The organism is Streptomyces sp. NPDC001315 (genome assembly GCF_042896175.1).
GTDB lineage: Bacteria > Actinomycetota > Actinomycetes > Streptomycetales > Streptomycetaceae > Streptomyces.
The window spans coordinates 202685-217806 of the sequence record NZ_JBIAWZ010000010.1; the positions used below are offsets into that span (position 1 = coordinate 202685).

Consider the following 15122-nt stretch of genomic DNA (forward strand, 5'->3'; position numbering starts at 1 on the left):
GGCGTGACCAGCCGCCCTGACAAGGCGCAGGGTCGCGCTTTCCCGCGGTGGCGTTGATCCCGCGCCTGCTGCCCCGCTGTTGTTCACGTCTGTCCCGTCCGTGATGCGAAGGCGTATGTATGTCTGCTGACCTCTCTGAATCCGCTGTTCCACCCTCGACCGAATCGGGTGAGTCCCCCTCGGGACCCAGCCGACGTACCGTCATCGCCACCGGTGTCGTGGTGGGCGGTGCCGTGGTGGCCGGAGGGACGTTCCTCGCCGGCTCGGAGGAGGCCGCCGCCGCGGAGGCGGCGCCCTCCAGCCGGGTCTCCCTGACCGTCAACGGCACCCGCCGGACCGTGACGGTGGACAACCGCACCTCGCTCCTCGATCTGCTGCGCGAGCACCTCGACCTGACCGGCTCCAAGAAGGGCTGCAACGCCGGGGCCTGCGGGGCGTGCACGGTGCTGGTCGACGGGCAGCGGGTCAACTCCTGTCTGACACTGGCCGTTCGGCTGGAGGGCGCCGAGGTCACCACGATCGAGGGCCTGGCCAAGGGCGACGAACTGCACCCGCTGCAGCAGGCGTTCATCGACGAGGACGCCTTCCAGTGCGGGTACTGCACTCCGGGCCAGATCATGTCCGGGGTCGCGTGCATCCAGGAGGGCCACACCAGCTCGCCGGAGGAGATCCGGGAGTACATGAGCGGCAACGTCTGCCGTTGTGGCTGCTACGTCAAGATCGTGCGCGCGGTCGAGACCGCCGCCCGGAAGTAAGGAGCGGCCCGTGTATCCCTTCGCCTACACCCGTGCGAGCAGCGTCCGGGAAGCCCTGGACGCCGGCAGGCGCGGCGGCCGCTACATCGCCGGCGGCACCACGCTGGTCGACCTGATGCGTGAGACCGTCGAGACCCCCGACACGGTGGTCGACATCAGCGCCCTGCCCCTGCGTGAGATCACCGCCACCAAGGGCGGAGGCATCCGCATCGGCGCGCTGGCCCTGATGTCCGTGGCGACCGCCGACTCCAAGCTGAACTCCCTCTACCCGGTGGCTGCCCAGGCTCTGCGGGGCGCCTCGGCCCAGCTGCGCAACATGGCCACCATCGGCGGCAACATCATGCAGCGCACCCGCTGCACGTACTTCCGCGATGTGACCGCCGACTGCAACAAGCGCGAGTCCGGCTCGGGTTGTGCCGCCCTGCAGGGCTACAACCGCGGCCACGCGATCCTCGGCGGCTCCGATCACTGCGTGGCCGTGCACGCCTCCGACTTCGCCGTCGCCCTGACCGCCCTGGAGGCGACCGTCCACCTGCAGGCCCCGGACGGCAAGGAGCGCAGCCTGCCCTTCGCCGACTTTCTGCTCCGGCCCGACAGCACCCCGCAGCGCGAACAGAACATCAGGCAGGGCGAGTTGATCACGGCGGTCGAGATCCCGGCGTATCCACGCCCGCTCAAGTCGGCCTACCTGAAGATCCGCGACCGGCAGTCCTACTCGTTCGGGCTCGCCTCGGCGGCCGTCGCGCTGCATGTACGCGGCGGAGTGATCCGCGAGGCGAAGGTCGCCGCCGGCGGTGTGGCCACGGTGCCGTGGAAGCTGTCCGCCGTCGAGCGGGCCCTGATCGGCGAGCGCCCCTCGGACCGGCTGTGGGCCGAGGCCGCGAGTCACGCGGCCGACGGCGCCCGCCCCCTTGAGCACAACCGGTTCAAGGTCGAGCTCCTGAAGCGAACCGTCGAACGCCAGCTGCGCACGGTAGGAGAAATGGGATGAGCCCCCAGCCGCAGGCAGCCGTAGGTGCGCCGCTGTCCCGCGTGGACGGCCGGCTCAAGGTCACCGGCCAGGCGGAGTACGCTGCCGAACACGACCTCAAGGGTGTCGTGCACGCTGTCATGGTCGACGCGAGCATCGGACGTGGCCGCATCAGGTCCATCGACACACGCGCCGCCGAGAAACACGCGGGCGTGCTGCGGGTGATCCATCACGGCAACGCCCCGAAACTGCCGTATCGCGACAACGCCGGTTCCAACAACCCGCAAGGGCGCAGACTGCGGGTCTTCCAGGACGACAAGGTCCTCTTCCACGGCCAGCCGGTTGCCGTCGTGGTGGCCACCACGCTGGAGGCCGCCCAGCACGGCGCCAGCCTGGTCAAGGTCCGCTACGACGCCGAAAAGCCCTCGACCGACATCACCAAGGCCACGCCGGGCGAGCCGACGCCCTATGCGCGCGGGGACGCGGAGGCCGGTCTGGCTTCCTCGGCGGTGCGGCTGGACCTGACGTACGAACTGGCGCGCAACCACCACAACCCGATGGAGCCGCACGCCACCGTCGCCCGCTGGGACGGAAACCGGCTCACGGTGTGGGACAAGACGCAGTGGGTGATGGGCACGCACGACGAGATCGCCGCGGTCTTCGACCTCCCGGCGGACGCGGTGCGGGTCATCAACCCGTTCGTCGGCGGCGGCTTCGGCAGCGGACTGCGCTGCTGGCCGCACACCATCGTCGCCGCGCTGGCCGCGCGCGTGACGCGGCGCCCGGTGAAGCTGGTGCTCTCGCGCAAGCAGATGTACTTCGGCACCGGCTTCCGGCCGGCCTACGAGTACCGGCTGCGCCTCGGCAGCGACCGGCGCGGCAAGCTGAACGCCGCGATCCACGACATCGACCACGAGACGTCGTCGTACGAGACGTTCTTCGAGGCCGTGCTGGGCACGGGCCAGATGATGTACAGCATGCCCAACGTCCGCCAGGCGTACCGGCAGGTGCCGTTGGACGTGAACACCCCGATCTGGATGCGCGGGCCCGGCTTCGCCCCCGCGTCGTTCGCGATCGAGTCGGCCATGGACGAGCTCGCGCACGAGATCGGCATCGACCCGATCGAACTGCGCCGGCGCAACGAACCGGCCGAGGACGAGTCGACCAACGAGCCGTTCTCCTCCCGACGGCTGAGCGAGTGCTACACGGTCGGCGCCCGTGAGTTCGGCTGGGACCGCCGCAACCCCGAGCCGCGCTCGACACGGGAGGGGAACCTGCTGATCGGCCTGGGCATGGCCGCCGGGGCCTACGACTGTGGGCGGTATCCGGGGCAGGCCAGGGCGCGGCTGGATGCCGACGGCACGGCGGTCGTGGAGGCGGCCACCACCGACATGGGGCCGGGTACGTACACGTCCCAGACCCAGGTCGCGGCCGACGCCCTGGGGCTGACCATGCGCACGACGACGTTCCGGCTGGGGGACTCGGAGTATCCGTTCACCTCGCCGCACGGCGGTTCGTCGACCATGGCCAGTGTCGGCTCGGCCGTCGTCGACGCCTGTAACAAGGTGCGGCAGCAGGCGATCAAGCTGGCCGTGGAGGACCGCGAGTCGCCGCTGTACGGGGTGAACGCGGACGACGTCGTGGTGCGCAACGGGCGACTGCACGACCGGAACAACACGGCGCGAGGGGAGACGTACAAGAGCCTGCTGGCCCGCAACGACCGCTCTCACCTGGAAGCGAACGGCGCCTACGAAGGGCCCGGTTCCGACCGGTCCGCCTACTTCGCCTACAGCGCGACCTTCGCCGAGGTCTCGGTCGACGCGGACCTGGGGCTCGTGCGGGTGCGCAAGATGCTCGGCGTGTACGACGCGGGGCGGATCATCAGCCCCAAGCTCGCCGACAGCCAGGCGGTCGGCGGCATCGTGGGCGGCATCGGCCAGGCGCTGTTGGAGCACACGGTCACCGACCACCGCGACGGACGCATCGTGAACTCCAGCCTCGCCGACTACCTGGTGCCCGTGAACGCCGACGTCCCCGAGATCAAGGCGATCTACCTGGAGGGCGAGGACAACGCCGGCAACCTGCTGGGCGTCAAGGGACTCGGCGAGGTCGTCCAGGTGGGCGTGGCGGCCGCGATCGGCAACGCGGTCTTCAACGCCACCGGCCGACGGATCCGCCAACTGCCCATCACCGCCGAGGCGTTGCTCTGATCCCGGCACGCCCATAGGCCGGTCCGGCAGCCGAACCCCCCGTACGGCTGCCGGGCCTCCCCGGGCCGCCGCCGCGCATGCGCCCCCGTGGACGCGGCGGCGGCCCGCTCCACCTTCTGCGACAGCGACCGTCTGTTCTGGAGTCCCTCATGCTGAACATCGCGGACACACTGCACCGCTGGTGCCGTGAGGAACGCCCCTTCGCCCTGGCCACCGTCGTCGACGTCACCGGCAGCGCACCCCTGCCCATCGGTACGTCGGTGGCGGTGGACGAGGACGGCAACGCCATCGGCAGCATCTCCGGCGGCTGCGTCGAGGGCGCGGTGTACGAGCTGTGCCGGCAGGTGCTGCGGGACCGAGGGCCGGCCCAGCGGGCCTGGTTCGGCTACTCCGACGACGACGCCTTCGCCGTCGGGCTGACCTGTGGCGGCGAACTCGACGTGCTCGTCCAGCGCATCGCCCCCGCCGCCCGGCCGCATCTCGGCGCCGCGTTCGCCGCGGCGGTCGAGGGGCGGCCCGCCGCCATCGCCCAGGTCGTGGACGGGCCTGAGGGATTGCTCGGCGCCACGTTGAGCGTGCTCGGCGACAGCTGGATCGCCGACCGCGCGCTCGGCGACGGACCGACCGGCCGGGCTGTGGGGGACCGGGCCACCGCCCAACTCCGCAGCGGACGCACCGGACTTGTCTCGCTCGGCGGCGACGCCGACACCTGCCCCGAGCAGCTCACCGTCCTCGTCCACGTGGCCGCCACCCGCCCCCGCATGCTGATCTTCGGCGCCATCGACTTCGCCGCCGCCCTCGCCCAGGCCGGCCGCTTCCTCGGCTACCACGTCACCGTGTGCGACGCCCGCCCCGTCTTCGCCACCGAAGCCCGCCTCCCGCACGCCGACGAGGTGGTCGTCGACTGGCCCCACCGCTACCTGGCCCGGACGGCCGTGGACGCCCGGACCGCCGTCTGCGTCCTGACCCACGACGCCAAGTTCGACATCCCGCTGCTCCAGCTCGCCCTCGACCTGCCCGTCGGCTACGTGGGCGCCATGGGCTCCCGCCGCACCCACGACGCACGACTCGACCGCCTGCGCGAAGTCGGCGTCACCGAGGAGCAGTTGGCCCGGCTCCGCTCACCGATCGGCCTCGACCTCGGCGCCCGCACCCCCGAGGAGACAGCCATTTCTATCACCGCCGAAATCATCGCCCACGCCCACCGGAGCACCGGCCTGCCCCTGACTCGGGTCACCGGACCGATTCACCGCGTTTCCGGTGCGGCTTCCGAAATTCAAACGGCGTGCGATTCTCTGTGAAATTCCTTTGAAGGCGTGAGGGGAAATAGGAAGCGCGTGCTCATCGACACCTACGGCCGGCAGGCCATCGACCTGAGAGTCTCGCTGACCGACCGGTGCAATCTGCGCTGTACGTACTGCATGCCCGAGGAGGGTTTGCAGTGGCTGGCCAAGCCCGACCTCCTCACGGACGACGAGATCGTCCGCCTGATCGACATCGCGGTCACCTCGCTGGGTATCGAGGAGGTCCGCTTCACGGGCGGCGAGCCGCTGCTGCGTCCGGGTCTGGTGGGCATAGTGGAGCGGGTGGCGGCCCTGGAGCCGCGTCCGCAGATGTCCCTGACGACCAACGGCATCGGCCTCAAGCGCACCGCGCCCGCCCTGAAGGCGGCGGGCCTGGACCGGGTGAACGTCTCCTTGGACACCCTGCGCCCGGACGTCTTCAAGACCTTGACCCGCCGGGACCGGCACAAGGACGTCATCGAGGGCCTGTGCGCGGCCCGCGAGGCGGGCCTGACCCCGGTGAAGGTCAACTCGGTACTGATGCCGGGCCTGAACGACGACGAGGCCCCGGACCTGCTGGCCTGGGCGGTCGAGCACGACTACGAGCTCCGCTTCATCGAGCAGATGCCGCTGGACGCCCAGCACGGCTGGAAGCGCGACGGCATGATCACGGCCGGGGACATCCTCACGTCGCTGCGCACTCGCTTCGAGCTGACGGAGGAGGGCTCGGAGAAGCGCGGCTCGGCCCCGGCGGAACGCTGGCTGGTGGACGGTGGCCCGCACGTCGTAGGCGTCATCGCCTCGGTGACCCGCCCGTTCTGCGCCGCCTGCGACCGCACTCGCCTGACGGCGGATGGCCAGGTGCGTACGTGCCTGTTCGCGACGGAGGAGACGGACCTGAGGGCGGCGCTGCGCTCGGGAGCGCCGGACGAGGAGATCGCCGGTATCTGGCGGACGGCGATGTGGGGCAAGAAGGCGGGCGCAGGCCTGGACGACCCGACGTTCGTCCAGCCGGACCGCCCGATGTCAGCGATCGGCGGCTAGGAAATCCACTCCTAGGATAAAAGGTTTCCCGGGAGAGGAAATCCCACCGCTTTCTGCCGTATTCCTGGAATTCTGCCGGAGCGATATGACTCACATTCGGGGACGGTGAGAATGCCGCCGGACGTCTTTCCTGTCCCGAGCCAATTGATCGGTTCTGGGGACAGGAAAGGGATTCTTCCGTGACACTGCTCGACCTGTTCATCCTGCTGGCCGTGCTGCTGTTCGTCGTGTCGGGCTTCCGACGCGGGCTCGCGGCTTCCGTGGTCGTGTTCGCGTTGACCGTGGCGGGGGCACTGCTCGGTCTGGCTCTTCTGCCGTGGGTTCTCGACGGAGTCGGCGACTCCGCGGCGGCCGTGAACACCGCTGCCCTTCTCACGGTGCTCGTCCCGGCCGCTGTCGGTTCCGTGCTGGCCCGGCGGCCCGCCTCCTGGCTGCGCGGCCGGCTCCTGGCACGAGGCCCGCTGCGCTGGGCCGACGGTGCGGGCGGCGCCCTGGCCGGTGCCGCCGCTCTTCTCGGTGTCGTCTGGATCGCCGGCAACGCGGCCCTGGGATCCCCGCACACCTCGACCGCCCTGCAGCAGCAGATACGCGAGTCGACGACCATGCACACCCTTGCCGACCGGCTGCCGGAGCAGACGGTCACGTGGGTCGACCAGGCCTCCGGTGCGCTCGGCCGGGCCGGATTCCCCCAGGTGCTCAACCCGTTCCAGAGCGAGCCGGCCACCGGGGTTGCCGAGCCCTCCGGCGATGCCGTGACCGCCACGGTGACGCGTACCGCGCAGCAGAGCACGGTGAAGGTCACCGGGCAGCTTGGTGACACCGGACGGGGTTCCGAGGGCAGCGGTTTCGTCTACGGCGACGATCTGGTGATGACCAACGCCCATGTCGTGGCCGGTGTGGACCGCCCGTCGGTGCAGGTCGGCGGGGTGGGGGAGCGGCTGCCCGCGACCGTCGTCCTGTTCGACCCGGACACCGATGTCGCGGTCCTGCGCGTGGCCGGTCTGGACGCGCCGGCCGTCTCCTTCGCCCATGACGACGCGATGCGGGGCAGCTCCGCCGTGGTCGCCGGATACCCGCAGAACGGCGGCCTGGATCTGCGGGCGGCCACGGTGTCGACCCGTATGAATGCCGTCGGTATGGACATCTACGACGAGTCCACGGCGACCCGGGACGTCTACCAGCTCCGCACCACCGTCCGCCCCGGCAACTCCGGCGGACCGCTGCTGACCACCGACGGGCAGGTCTACGGCATGGTCTTCGCCCGCTCCACCGCCCACCCGGACACCGGGTACGCGCTCGCCGCCGACCAACTGCGCGACCTCGCCGACCGGGGTGCGCGGGCCGACGCGCCCCTTGAGACCCGGGCCGTGAGCGCGTAGCGGCCAGTCACGTCCCCGCAGGGTTGGCTGCGGGGACGGGACTGGTCCTGCGAAGCCTGGTTGGAAGGCGCCGTTTCACCGGAGGACAACTCGTCAGCACGGCCTCGCGGACGGCATGTGCGAGTCCCCGGTCCGAGCCGCGGCTTATGCCGTGCCCGTTTCGTCTGCCCTTGCGGGCGACGTGTTCCCTCAGGAGGCGGCGGTAGCCGGGCCCGTGTCGCCGGCAGCGGGGAACAGGCGCTGGACGGCGGCGACGATGGCCGCGCGGCGACTCGCGAGGAAGGCGTCGCGTTCCTCGTCGGCGGGAGCGAGACTGGCCTGGCTGACCCATGACAGGGCCAGCTGGCTGACGAACACCAGGATGTCCTCGGGCTCCCACGCGGGATCGAGGTGGCCTGCGTCCTGTGCTTTGCGCAGCTGTTCGATCTTGTGGCGCAGCGATTCCTGGAACGGGTCGTCGGCGGCGGGTACCCCGGCCGGCAGTTCCAGTTGGCCCCACATCATCAGCCGGTGGCGCTCGGGATGGCGGGCCGCGTGGTCGTGCAGGCGGCCGGCGTAGCCCGGCAGGTCGGTGGCGTCCATCGGGACGGCTTCGGCCATGCCCGCGAGTTCCCGGCCGGCGACGAACCGGTAGAGCGCCTCCTTGCCGCGGAAGTGCGCGTACACGCGCTCCTTGCTGGTTCGCGCCGCCTTCGCGATCCGCTCGACCCGGGCTCCCGCGATGCCGTGGCCGGCGAACTCGGTGGTGGCCGCGGCGATGATGCGGTCGATCGTGGTGTCGGTGGTACTGGTGCGGGGGGCCATGCGCCCCAGACTACCAAACCGTTCGGTTTGACGAGGGCGGCGTGCATGCCTAGGCTCGAACCGAACCGTTCGGTTTGAACCATTTGGGAGTGACTCATGCAGCAGCGCAGGCTGGGCCGCCAGGGCCTGACCGTCTCCGAGATCGGCTACGGCGCGATGGGCACCGCCGTCGGCTACGGCCCCTCGGACGACACCGTGTCGATCACCGCGATCCGCCGCGCCCACGAACTCGGCGTGACCCATTTCGACACCGCGGCCGGGTACGGCTGGGGCGAGGGCGAGAAGCTGCTCGGTCACGCCCTCGCGCCCGTCCGCGACGAGGTGACGATCGCGACCAAGTTCGGCATCGACCCGGGCTTCGTCCCGGACTCGCGGCCGCAGCGCATCCGGGAGTCGGTCGAGGACAGTCTGCGTCATCTCGGCGTCGACGTCATCGACGTGCTCTACCAGCACGGCCCCGATCCGGACGTCCCGGTCGAGGACGTGGTGGGCACGATGAAGGAGCTCGTCGAGGCAGGCAAGGTCAGGTACCTCGGCCTGTCCAACACCGACGCCGACGCCATCCGCCGCGCCCACGCGGTGCACCCGATCTCGGTGCTCCAGGACGAGTACTCCGTCTTCGCCCACCACTCCGAGCAGTTCTTCCCGGTCCTGGAGGAGCTCGGCATCGGACTCGTCGCCTACTCCCCGCTGGCCCACGGCTTTCTCAGCGGCGCCGTCACCCCTCGTGAGAAGTACGCCGCCGACGACTTCCGTCAGACCGCCCCCTGGTGGGACCCGGAGAACTTCGACCGGAACCTCTCCAAGGCCGACGAACTCACCAGGCTCGCGGAGAGCAAGGGCGTCAGCCTTTCCCAGCTGGCCCTGGCCTGGTTGCTGGCGAAGAAGGACTACGTCGTCCCGATCCCCGGCTCCCGCAACGCCGACCGCGTCGCGCAGAACATCGCGGCCGCCGAGCTGAAGCTGACCGCCGACGACGTCGCCCGTATCGACGAGATCGCCCCCGACGGCGCCATCGGCCGACGGGGCATCTGACACCCGCACCGTCGCCGTCCAGGAAAAGATGCGACCGGCGGGAGGGGCGGTGATGCTGCTGGGGGATGCGCCTCGTCCCGTTCGCCGAGCCAGCTCGGTCGATGGCGACGGACGGTGCACGCACCACCGAGCCGAACCGCTCGGTGAGAACCGGAGGAGAGTCCCGTGACCGACAGCACGAAGATCGCCATCGTCACCGGAGCCAGCCGCGGCATCGGCCGTTCCATCGCGCTGGCCCTGGCCCGGGAGGGCCTGGACGTGGTGATCACCTACCGCTCCAACGAGCAGGAGGCCGCCGGGGTCGTCAAGGAGGTCCAGGACCTCGGTCGCACGGCCGTCGCCCTCCGGCAGGACGTCGCCGACTTCGGCTCCCTCGACGCCTCCGTCGCGGAGATCCGTACGACCCTGAGCGACACCTGGGGACGTGAGACGTTCGACTGCCTCGTCAACAACGCCGGCATCGGCCAGTTGAGCGCCTTCGGAGAGATCGGCAACCCCGACAACATCGGCACCACGGTCGCCGCCGTCCTGTCCGGCCGTATGCGCCGGGTCACGGCACAGCGCATCGAGGTCGGCGGCTTCCACATCTGATGACCCTGGGAAGACGGCCGGTTCGCCGATGTCGGCCGTGTCCAGGGCTCGGCAGATGCTCCCGCGCATGCGGTCCGGATCGTATGCGCCGCCGGGGTCGGCACCACCGTGCCTGACGACGCCTCAGTGGAGGCCGGTCCCCGCGTCGCGCCTCAGCCAGGGATCGGCAATCCCTGGCTGCCGTCACCGCCCGCTCGGATGATGGGGGTATGGAGCATTTCGATCAGGCAGCCATGGCGGACTTCCTGCGGCGGCGCCGCGAGGCACTTCAGCCCCATGACGTGGGCCTCCCCAAGGGCGCGCGGCGCCGGGCGACCGGGCTGCGCCGTGAGGAGGTCGCGGTGCTCGCCGGGATGTCGACGGACTACCTCGCCCGCCTCGAACAGCAGCGCGGCCCGCGCCCGTCCGAGCAGCTCCTCGCCGCGCTGGCCCGCGCCCTGCGGCTCAGTCTTGACGAGCGCGACCACCTCTTCCGCCTCGCCGGGCACGGCGTCCCGGTACGTGTGCGCCGTGAGGAGCACGTCAGCCCAGGACTGATGCGGGTACTGGACCGACTGGAGGACACCCCGGCACAGGTCATCTCCGACCTCGCGGAAACCCTCGTACAGAACCGTCTCGCCACCGCGCTGTTGGGCGACGAGACCCGGTACACGGGCATGGCCCGCAGCGGCTTCTACCGGTGGTTCACCGACCCGCGGGCACGCGGCCGTTACGCGCAGGCCGGCCACGCGCTGCAGAGCCGTACCCATGTCGCGGGGTTGCGCGCTGCGCTGTCGCGTGGCGGTGACGACCCGCGCCTCGTGGCCATGGTCGACGATCTGCGCCGGCGCAGCGAGGAGTTCAGGGAGCTGTGGGAGCTGCACGAGGTCGCCGTGCAGGTCGGGCGGCGCAAGACGCTGCTGCACCCCGAGGTCGGCCCGCTCGACCTGGACTGCCAGGTGCTGTTCACCGAGAACCAGGCCCAGGCGCTGCTGGTCTTCACGGCGACCCCGGGCTCGGAGGATCACGAGAAGCTCCAGCTCCTCAACGTGCTCGCGCACGGGCGTATCAGCGCCTGAGCGTGCCCGGCAAGACCTCAGCCAGGGATCGTCGATGGGCGGACAAACGGTCCCTTCCTCCGCTGCCGGGTCCTTGCCATGCTGAGCGTCCACCGGGCTGTACGGGTCGGAATGCGGCGGCCCACTTCTGACGCCCGGTGCCCATGGACCCTTCCCCGACGAGGCATCCAGGAGCGCTCATGCAGGAATCCACAGGACAACACAGGCAGACCGGCTCCCGGTTCTCCCGTCGCGGCTTCCTCGGCGGCACCGCCGCCGTGGGGGCCGTCGGCGTCGGAGCCGTCGGTGTGGCCCAGGGCTCGACCCTCGCCGACTCCGCGCCCGACGGCACGCTGACCGTGCGCCTGAAGGTGAACGGCAGCGCGCAGACCCTGCACCTGGACCCCCGCGCCACACTCCTGGACACCCTGCGCGAGCGTCTGGAGCTGACCGGCACCAAGAAGGGCTGCGACCGCGGCCAGTGCGGTGCGTGCACGGTCCATGTGGACGGCCGCAGGGTGCTGTCCTGTCTGACGCTGGCGGCGGCCGCCGACGGGAGCGAGGTCACCACCATCGAGGGCCTGGAGCCCGCCGCCGACCGGTTGCATCCGATGCAGCAGGCGTTCGTCGACTGCGACGGATTCCAGTGCGGCTTCTGCACCTCGGGCCAGATCATGTCGGCCGTGGCGCTGGTCGAGGAGGGGCGCGCGCACACCGACGACGAGATCCGGGAGCACATGTCCGGCAACATCTGCCGGTGCAGCGCCTACCCGAACATCGTGCGGGCCGTGCAGGACGGCAAGAAGGCGATGAGCTGATGCGCACCTTCGCATTCACCGCACCCACCAGCGTGCGCTCCGCACTGGACCGGTCGAACGACTCCAGCGCCTACCTCGCCGGCGGCACCACCCTGGTCGACCTGATGAAGCTCGGCGTGCTGACCCCGCGCAGTGTGGTCGACATCAACCGCCTTCCGCTGCACGGCATTTCCCGCGACGAGCGCGGACTGCGCATCGGCGCGCTGGAGCGCATGGGCGACGTGGCCGCGCACCCCCTGGTCCGCACCCACTACCCCGTCATCAGCCAGGCGCTCGACCTCAGCGCCTCCCCCCAGCTGCGCAACATGGCGAGCATCGGCGGCAATCTCCTGCAACGCACCCGCTGCGGCTACTTCCGCGATGTGACCACCCCCTGCAACAAGCGCGAACCGGGCAGCGGCTGCTCCGCCCTCCACGGCGAGAACCGCATCCACGCGATCCTCGGCACCAGCGACTCCTGCGTCGCCACGCACCCCAGCGACCTGGCCGTAGCCCTGATGGCCCTCGACGCCGTCCTGAGCCTGCGCGGCCCGGACGGCGAACGCGCCATCCCCCTGCGGGAGTTCTACCGGCTGCCCGGCAGCGCCCCGCACATCGAGAACGTCCTCAAGCCCGCCGAGCTGATCACCGGGGTCACCGTGCCCCCGCTGGCCTGGGCGCGGCGCTCGTCGTACCTGAAGATCCGTGACCGGCAGTCGTACGAGTTCGCCCTCGCCTCGGCCGCCGTCGCCCTGCGCCTGGACGGGGACACCGTCGTCGAGGCCCGTGTCGCGGTCGGCGGCGTCGGCACCCGCCCCTGGCGGCTGCCGGCGGTGGAACGCGCCCTGGCCGGCCGCCCCCGCACGGCCGCCACGTTCGAGGCGGCGGCGGCGCTCGCCGACGACGGAGCCCGCCCACTGACCCACAACGCCTACAAGACCACCCTGGTGCGCCGCACCGTGCAGCGCGCCCTGACCGAGCTCGGAGGTGCCCGATGACGCTGTCTCCCGTGGGCCGCGACCTCGACCGCGTCGACGCCCGGCCCAAGGTCACCGGACGGGCCAGGTACGCCGCCGACTACCAGGCACAGGGCAAGGCGTACGGCTATCTCGTGCAGGCCACGATCGGCAAGGGCACCGTGCGCGCCATGGACACCACCGCGGCGGCCAAGGCCCCTGGTGTCGTCGCCGTGTACACGCCGTTCAACCCGCTCAAGCTCTACGCGCCGGCCGGCGGCCCCATCGTCGAGAACTACGCCCCGCTCCAGGACACCAGAGTGCGCTACCGCGGCCAGATCATCGGCCTGGTGGTCGCCGAGACCTTCGAGCAGGCCCGTTATGCCGCCGGTCTCGTCACCGCCACCTACGACGCACAGGAGCCGCGGACCTCCCTGTCGGCCGAGTCACCGGGCACCACGGCGCCCCCCTCGGACCGCGGGGGACCGGCCAGGTCGACCGTGCTGGCCTCCGGGGTCGACTCGATCGAGGACGCCCTGCGCTCCTCCGACGTCACCGTGACCACGACCGTGACCCAGCCCGCGCAGAGTCACGCCGCGATGGAGCCGCACGCCGCCCTCGCCATCTGGCACGAAGGGCACCTGACCATCCACACCGGCACCCAGGCCCCGCTGATCCACGCCCAGAGCATCGCCGCCCGCATCGGGGTCGAGCCGGACCGGGTGCGGGTCGTCAACCCGTACGTCGGTGGCGGGTTCGGCAGCAAGGCGCCCACCTGGAGCGAGCCGGTGCTCGCTGCCGCCGCGGCCCGGGACCTCAAGCGGCCGGTGAAGCTGGTCCTCACCCGCGAGCAGGTCTTCGTCCTCACCGGTCACCGCTCGGCCCTCACCCAGCGGGTGCGGCTCGGCGCCTCGGCCGACGGCATGCTGAAGGTGGTCGCGCACGAGTCGGACGCGGAGGATCCCGCCGTCAGCGCATGGCCCATGCTCCCCGCCCAGGGCACCTCGACCCTGCTGTACAAGACGGAGAACCTCGCGATCGACCAGCGTCTCGTCGAACTCGACGTCCCGCCGGTCTGCGCGATGCGCGGCCCCGGCGAGTCACCCGGCGCCTTCGCCGTGGAAACGGCGATGGACGAACTGGCCGACAAGCTCGGCATGGACCCGCTGGAGCTGCGGCGCAAGAACTACGCGGTCACCGTCCCCGGCACCCAACTGCGCTGGTCCGGCAAGCACTTGGACGAGTGCTACCGCGTCGGGGCCGAGCGGTTCGGCTGGTCGCGCCGCAACGCCCGGCCGCGCTCACGCCGTGAGGGCGACTGGCTGATCGGCATGGGCATGGCCACCGCCATCTACGGGGGCGGCCGTATCCCCGCCCAGGCCCGGGTCGGGTTCGAGGCCGACGGCACCGCCACCGTGGGCACCGCCACCGCCGATCTCGGCACCGGGGCGCGCACCGTCATCGCCGTCACCGCCGCGGACGCCCTGGGCATCCCGCTGCAACGGGTCACGGCGGACCTGGGCGACTCCGCGCTGCCCGCGGGAGCGATGGCCGCCGGCTCCCTGGCGACCGCCAGCTCCGTCCCCGCCGTACAGGCGGCGGCCCGCGCGGCCGTCACCGCCCTGATCGACCAGGCGGTGGAGAACGAGCGCTCGCCCTTCCACGGCCTGGACAAGGACGACGTCACCTACAGCGACGGACGGATCAGCGGCGGCGGACGCTCCGTCACCTTCCGGCGCCTGCTCCAGACCATCGGCCTGCCCCGGGTCCAGGCCACGGCGGCCTCGTCGGCGCCCCCGCCGCCCGACCAGTACGCCCTGAACAGCTTCGGCGCGCACTTCTGCGAGGTGAAGGTGCACCGCCTCACCGGCGAACCCCGCGTCACCCGGTTCACGACCGTCATCGACGCCGGCCGCATCATGAGCGCGCGGACCACCCGCAGCCAGATCTCCGGCGCGGTCATCTTCGGCATCGGACACGCCCTGCTGGAGGCCAACCCCATGGAGGAGTCCGGGCGGTTCGCCGCCGGGAACCTCGCCGACTACCTGGTGCCCGTCAACGCCGACATCCCCGACCTGGACGTCCACTATCTCGACCGGCCCGACCCGGTCGTCAGCGAGCTCGGCGCCCGCGGCCTGGGCGAACTCCCCTCGGTCGGCGCGGCCGCGGCCATCGGCAACGCCGTCCACAACGCCACCGGCATCCGCGTCCGCGACCTGCCCATCACCCTCGACAAACTCCTGGGCTGATCCCTCAACACG

Annotated in this window: 13 protein-coding genes; 12 read left to right on the forward strand and 1 reads right to left on the reverse strand. The window is 71.1% G+C overall.

The genetic code is table 11. From position 1 onward, the window contains the following. Positions 1-119: 119 nt before the first annotated feature. The 6 genes from ACFY16_RS26480 (at position 120) to ACFY16_RS26505 (ending at position 7641) form a co-directional block, all read left to right on the forward strand. Positions 120-755, forward strand: coding sequence for a (2Fe-2S)-binding protein (locus tag ACFY16_RS26480; RefSeq protein WP_390649677.1), 636 nt, complete (start codon positions 120-122; stop codon positions 753-755). Between the two features lie 10 nt (positions 756-765). Next, positions 766-1746, forward strand: a complete 981-nt coding sequence (locus ACFY16_RS26485; RefSeq protein ID WP_390649678.1) for an FAD binding domain-containing protein — start codon at positions 766-768, stop codon at positions 1744-1746. Further along, a complete protein-coding gene (locus ACFY16_RS26490; protein WP_390649679.1) occupies positions 1743-3935 on the forward strand; it encodes a xanthine dehydrogenase family protein molybdopterin-binding subunit in 2193 nt (730 codons plus the stop codon). The genes ACFY16_RS26485 and ACFY16_RS26490 overlap by 4 nt, the downstream gene beginning before the upstream one ends. A gap of 149 nt (positions 3936-4084) precedes the next feature. Next, complete coding sequence (locus ACFY16_RS26495) at positions 4085-5236, forward strand: XdhC family protein (protein WP_390649680.1); 1152 nt, start codon at positions 4085-4087, stop codon at positions 5234-5236. A 36-nt stretch (positions 5237-5272) separates the two neighbouring features. Then, entirely contained in the window at positions 5273-6262 is a 990-nt protein-coding gene (gene moaA / locus ACFY16_RS26500; RefSeq protein WP_390649681.1) for a GTP 3',8-cyclase MoaA, read from the forward strand. Positions 6263-6441: 179 nt separating this feature from the next. Continuing rightward, a complete protein-coding gene (locus ACFY16_RS26505; RefSeq protein WP_390649682.1) occupies positions 6442-7641 on the forward strand; it encodes a MarP family serine protease in 1200 nt (399 codons plus the stop codon). Positions 7642-7830: 189 nt separating this feature from the next. Here ACFY16_RS26505 and ACFY16_RS26510 read toward each other — a convergent pair whose 3' ends face one another. Continuing rightward, a complete protein-coding gene (locus ACFY16_RS26510; protein ID WP_390649683.1) occupies positions 7831-8445 on the reverse strand; it encodes a TetR family transcriptional regulator in 615 nt (204 codons plus the stop codon). Between the two features lie 96 nt (positions 8446-8541). Between ACFY16_RS26510 and ACFY16_RS26515 the strand changes: the two genes are divergently transcribed. The 6 genes from ACFY16_RS26515 to ACFY16_RS26540 all read left to right on the forward strand — a co-directional run bounded on the left by ACFY16_RS26515 (position 8542) and on the right by ACFY16_RS26540 (position 15110). Continuing rightward, entirely contained in the window at positions 8542-9480 is a 939-nt protein-coding gene (locus ACFY16_RS26515; protein WP_390649684.1) for an aldo/keto reductase, read from the forward strand. A gap of 165 nt (positions 9481-9645) precedes the next feature. Then, positions 9646-10071: an SDR family NAD(P)-dependent oxidoreductase gene (locus tag ACFY16_RS26520; protein WP_390649685.1), complete on the forward strand. Its 426-nt coding sequence runs from the start codon at positions 9646-9648 to the stop codon at positions 10069-10071. A 209-nt stretch (positions 10072-10280) separates the two neighbouring features. Next, positions 10281-11129 (forward strand): helix-turn-helix transcriptional regulator, encoded by an 849-nt coding sequence (locus ACFY16_RS26525; protein ID WP_390649686.1) that lies wholly within the window; start codon positions 10281-10283, stop codon positions 11127-11129. A gap of 179 nt (positions 11130-11308) precedes the next feature. Beyond that, entirely contained in the window at positions 11309-11926 is a 618-nt protein-coding gene (locus ACFY16_RS26530; protein WP_390649687.1) for a (2Fe-2S)-binding protein, read from the forward strand. Beyond that, positions 11926-12903: an FAD binding domain-containing protein gene (locus ACFY16_RS26535; RefSeq protein WP_390649688.1), complete on the forward strand. Its 978-nt coding sequence runs from the start codon at positions 11926-11928 to the stop codon at positions 12901-12903. The genes ACFY16_RS26530 and ACFY16_RS26535 overlap by 1 nt, the downstream gene beginning before the upstream one ends. Continuing rightward, entirely contained in the window at positions 12900-15110 is a 2211-nt protein-coding gene (locus tag ACFY16_RS26540) for a xanthine dehydrogenase family protein molybdopterin-binding subunit (RefSeq protein WP_390649689.1), read from the forward strand. Before ACFY16_RS26535 ends, ACFY16_RS26540 begins: the two co-directional genes overlap by 4 nt. The last annotated feature ends 12 nt before the right edge of the window (positions 15111-15122 follow it).

Excerpts from the sequence above, each read along its gene's own strand:
- ACFY16_RS26525 (WP_390649686.1), top strand. The coding sequence starts at position 10,281 with ATGGAGCATTTCGATCAGGCAGCCATGGCGGACTTCCTGCGGCGGCGC.
- ACFY16_RS26495 (WP_390649680.1), top strand. The coding sequence starts at position 4,085 with ATGCTGAACATCGCGGACACACTGCACCGCTGGTGCCGTGAGGAACGC.
- ACFY16_RS26540 (WP_390649689.1), top strand. The coding sequence starts at position 12,900 with ATGACGCTGTCTCCCGTGGGCCGCGACCTCGACCGCGTCGACGCCCGG.
- ACFY16_RS26480 (WP_390649677.1), top strand. The coding sequence starts at position 120 with ATGTCTGCTGACCTCTCTGAATCCGCTGTTCCACCCTCGACCGAATCG.
- ACFY16_RS26530 (WP_390649687.1), top strand. The coding sequence starts at position 11,309 with ATGCAGGAATCCACAGGACAACACAGGCAGACCGGCTCCCGGTTCTCC.
- ACFY16_RS26510 (WP_390649683.1), bottom strand. The coding sequence starts at position 8,445 with ATGGCCCCCCGCACCAGTACCACCGACACCACGATCGACCGCATCATC.
- ACFY16_RS26535 (WP_390649688.1), top strand. The coding sequence starts at position 11,926 with ATGCGCACCTTCGCATTCACCGCACCCACCAGCGTGCGCTCCGCACTG.
- ACFY16_RS26515 (WP_390649684.1), top strand. The coding sequence starts at position 8,542 with ATGCAGCAGCGCAGGCTGGGCCGCCAGGGCCTGACCGTCTCCGAGATC.
- ACFY16_RS26490 (WP_390649679.1), top strand. The coding sequence starts at position 1,743 with ATGAGCCCCCAGCCGCAGGCAGCCGTAGGTGCGCCGCTGTCCCGCGTG.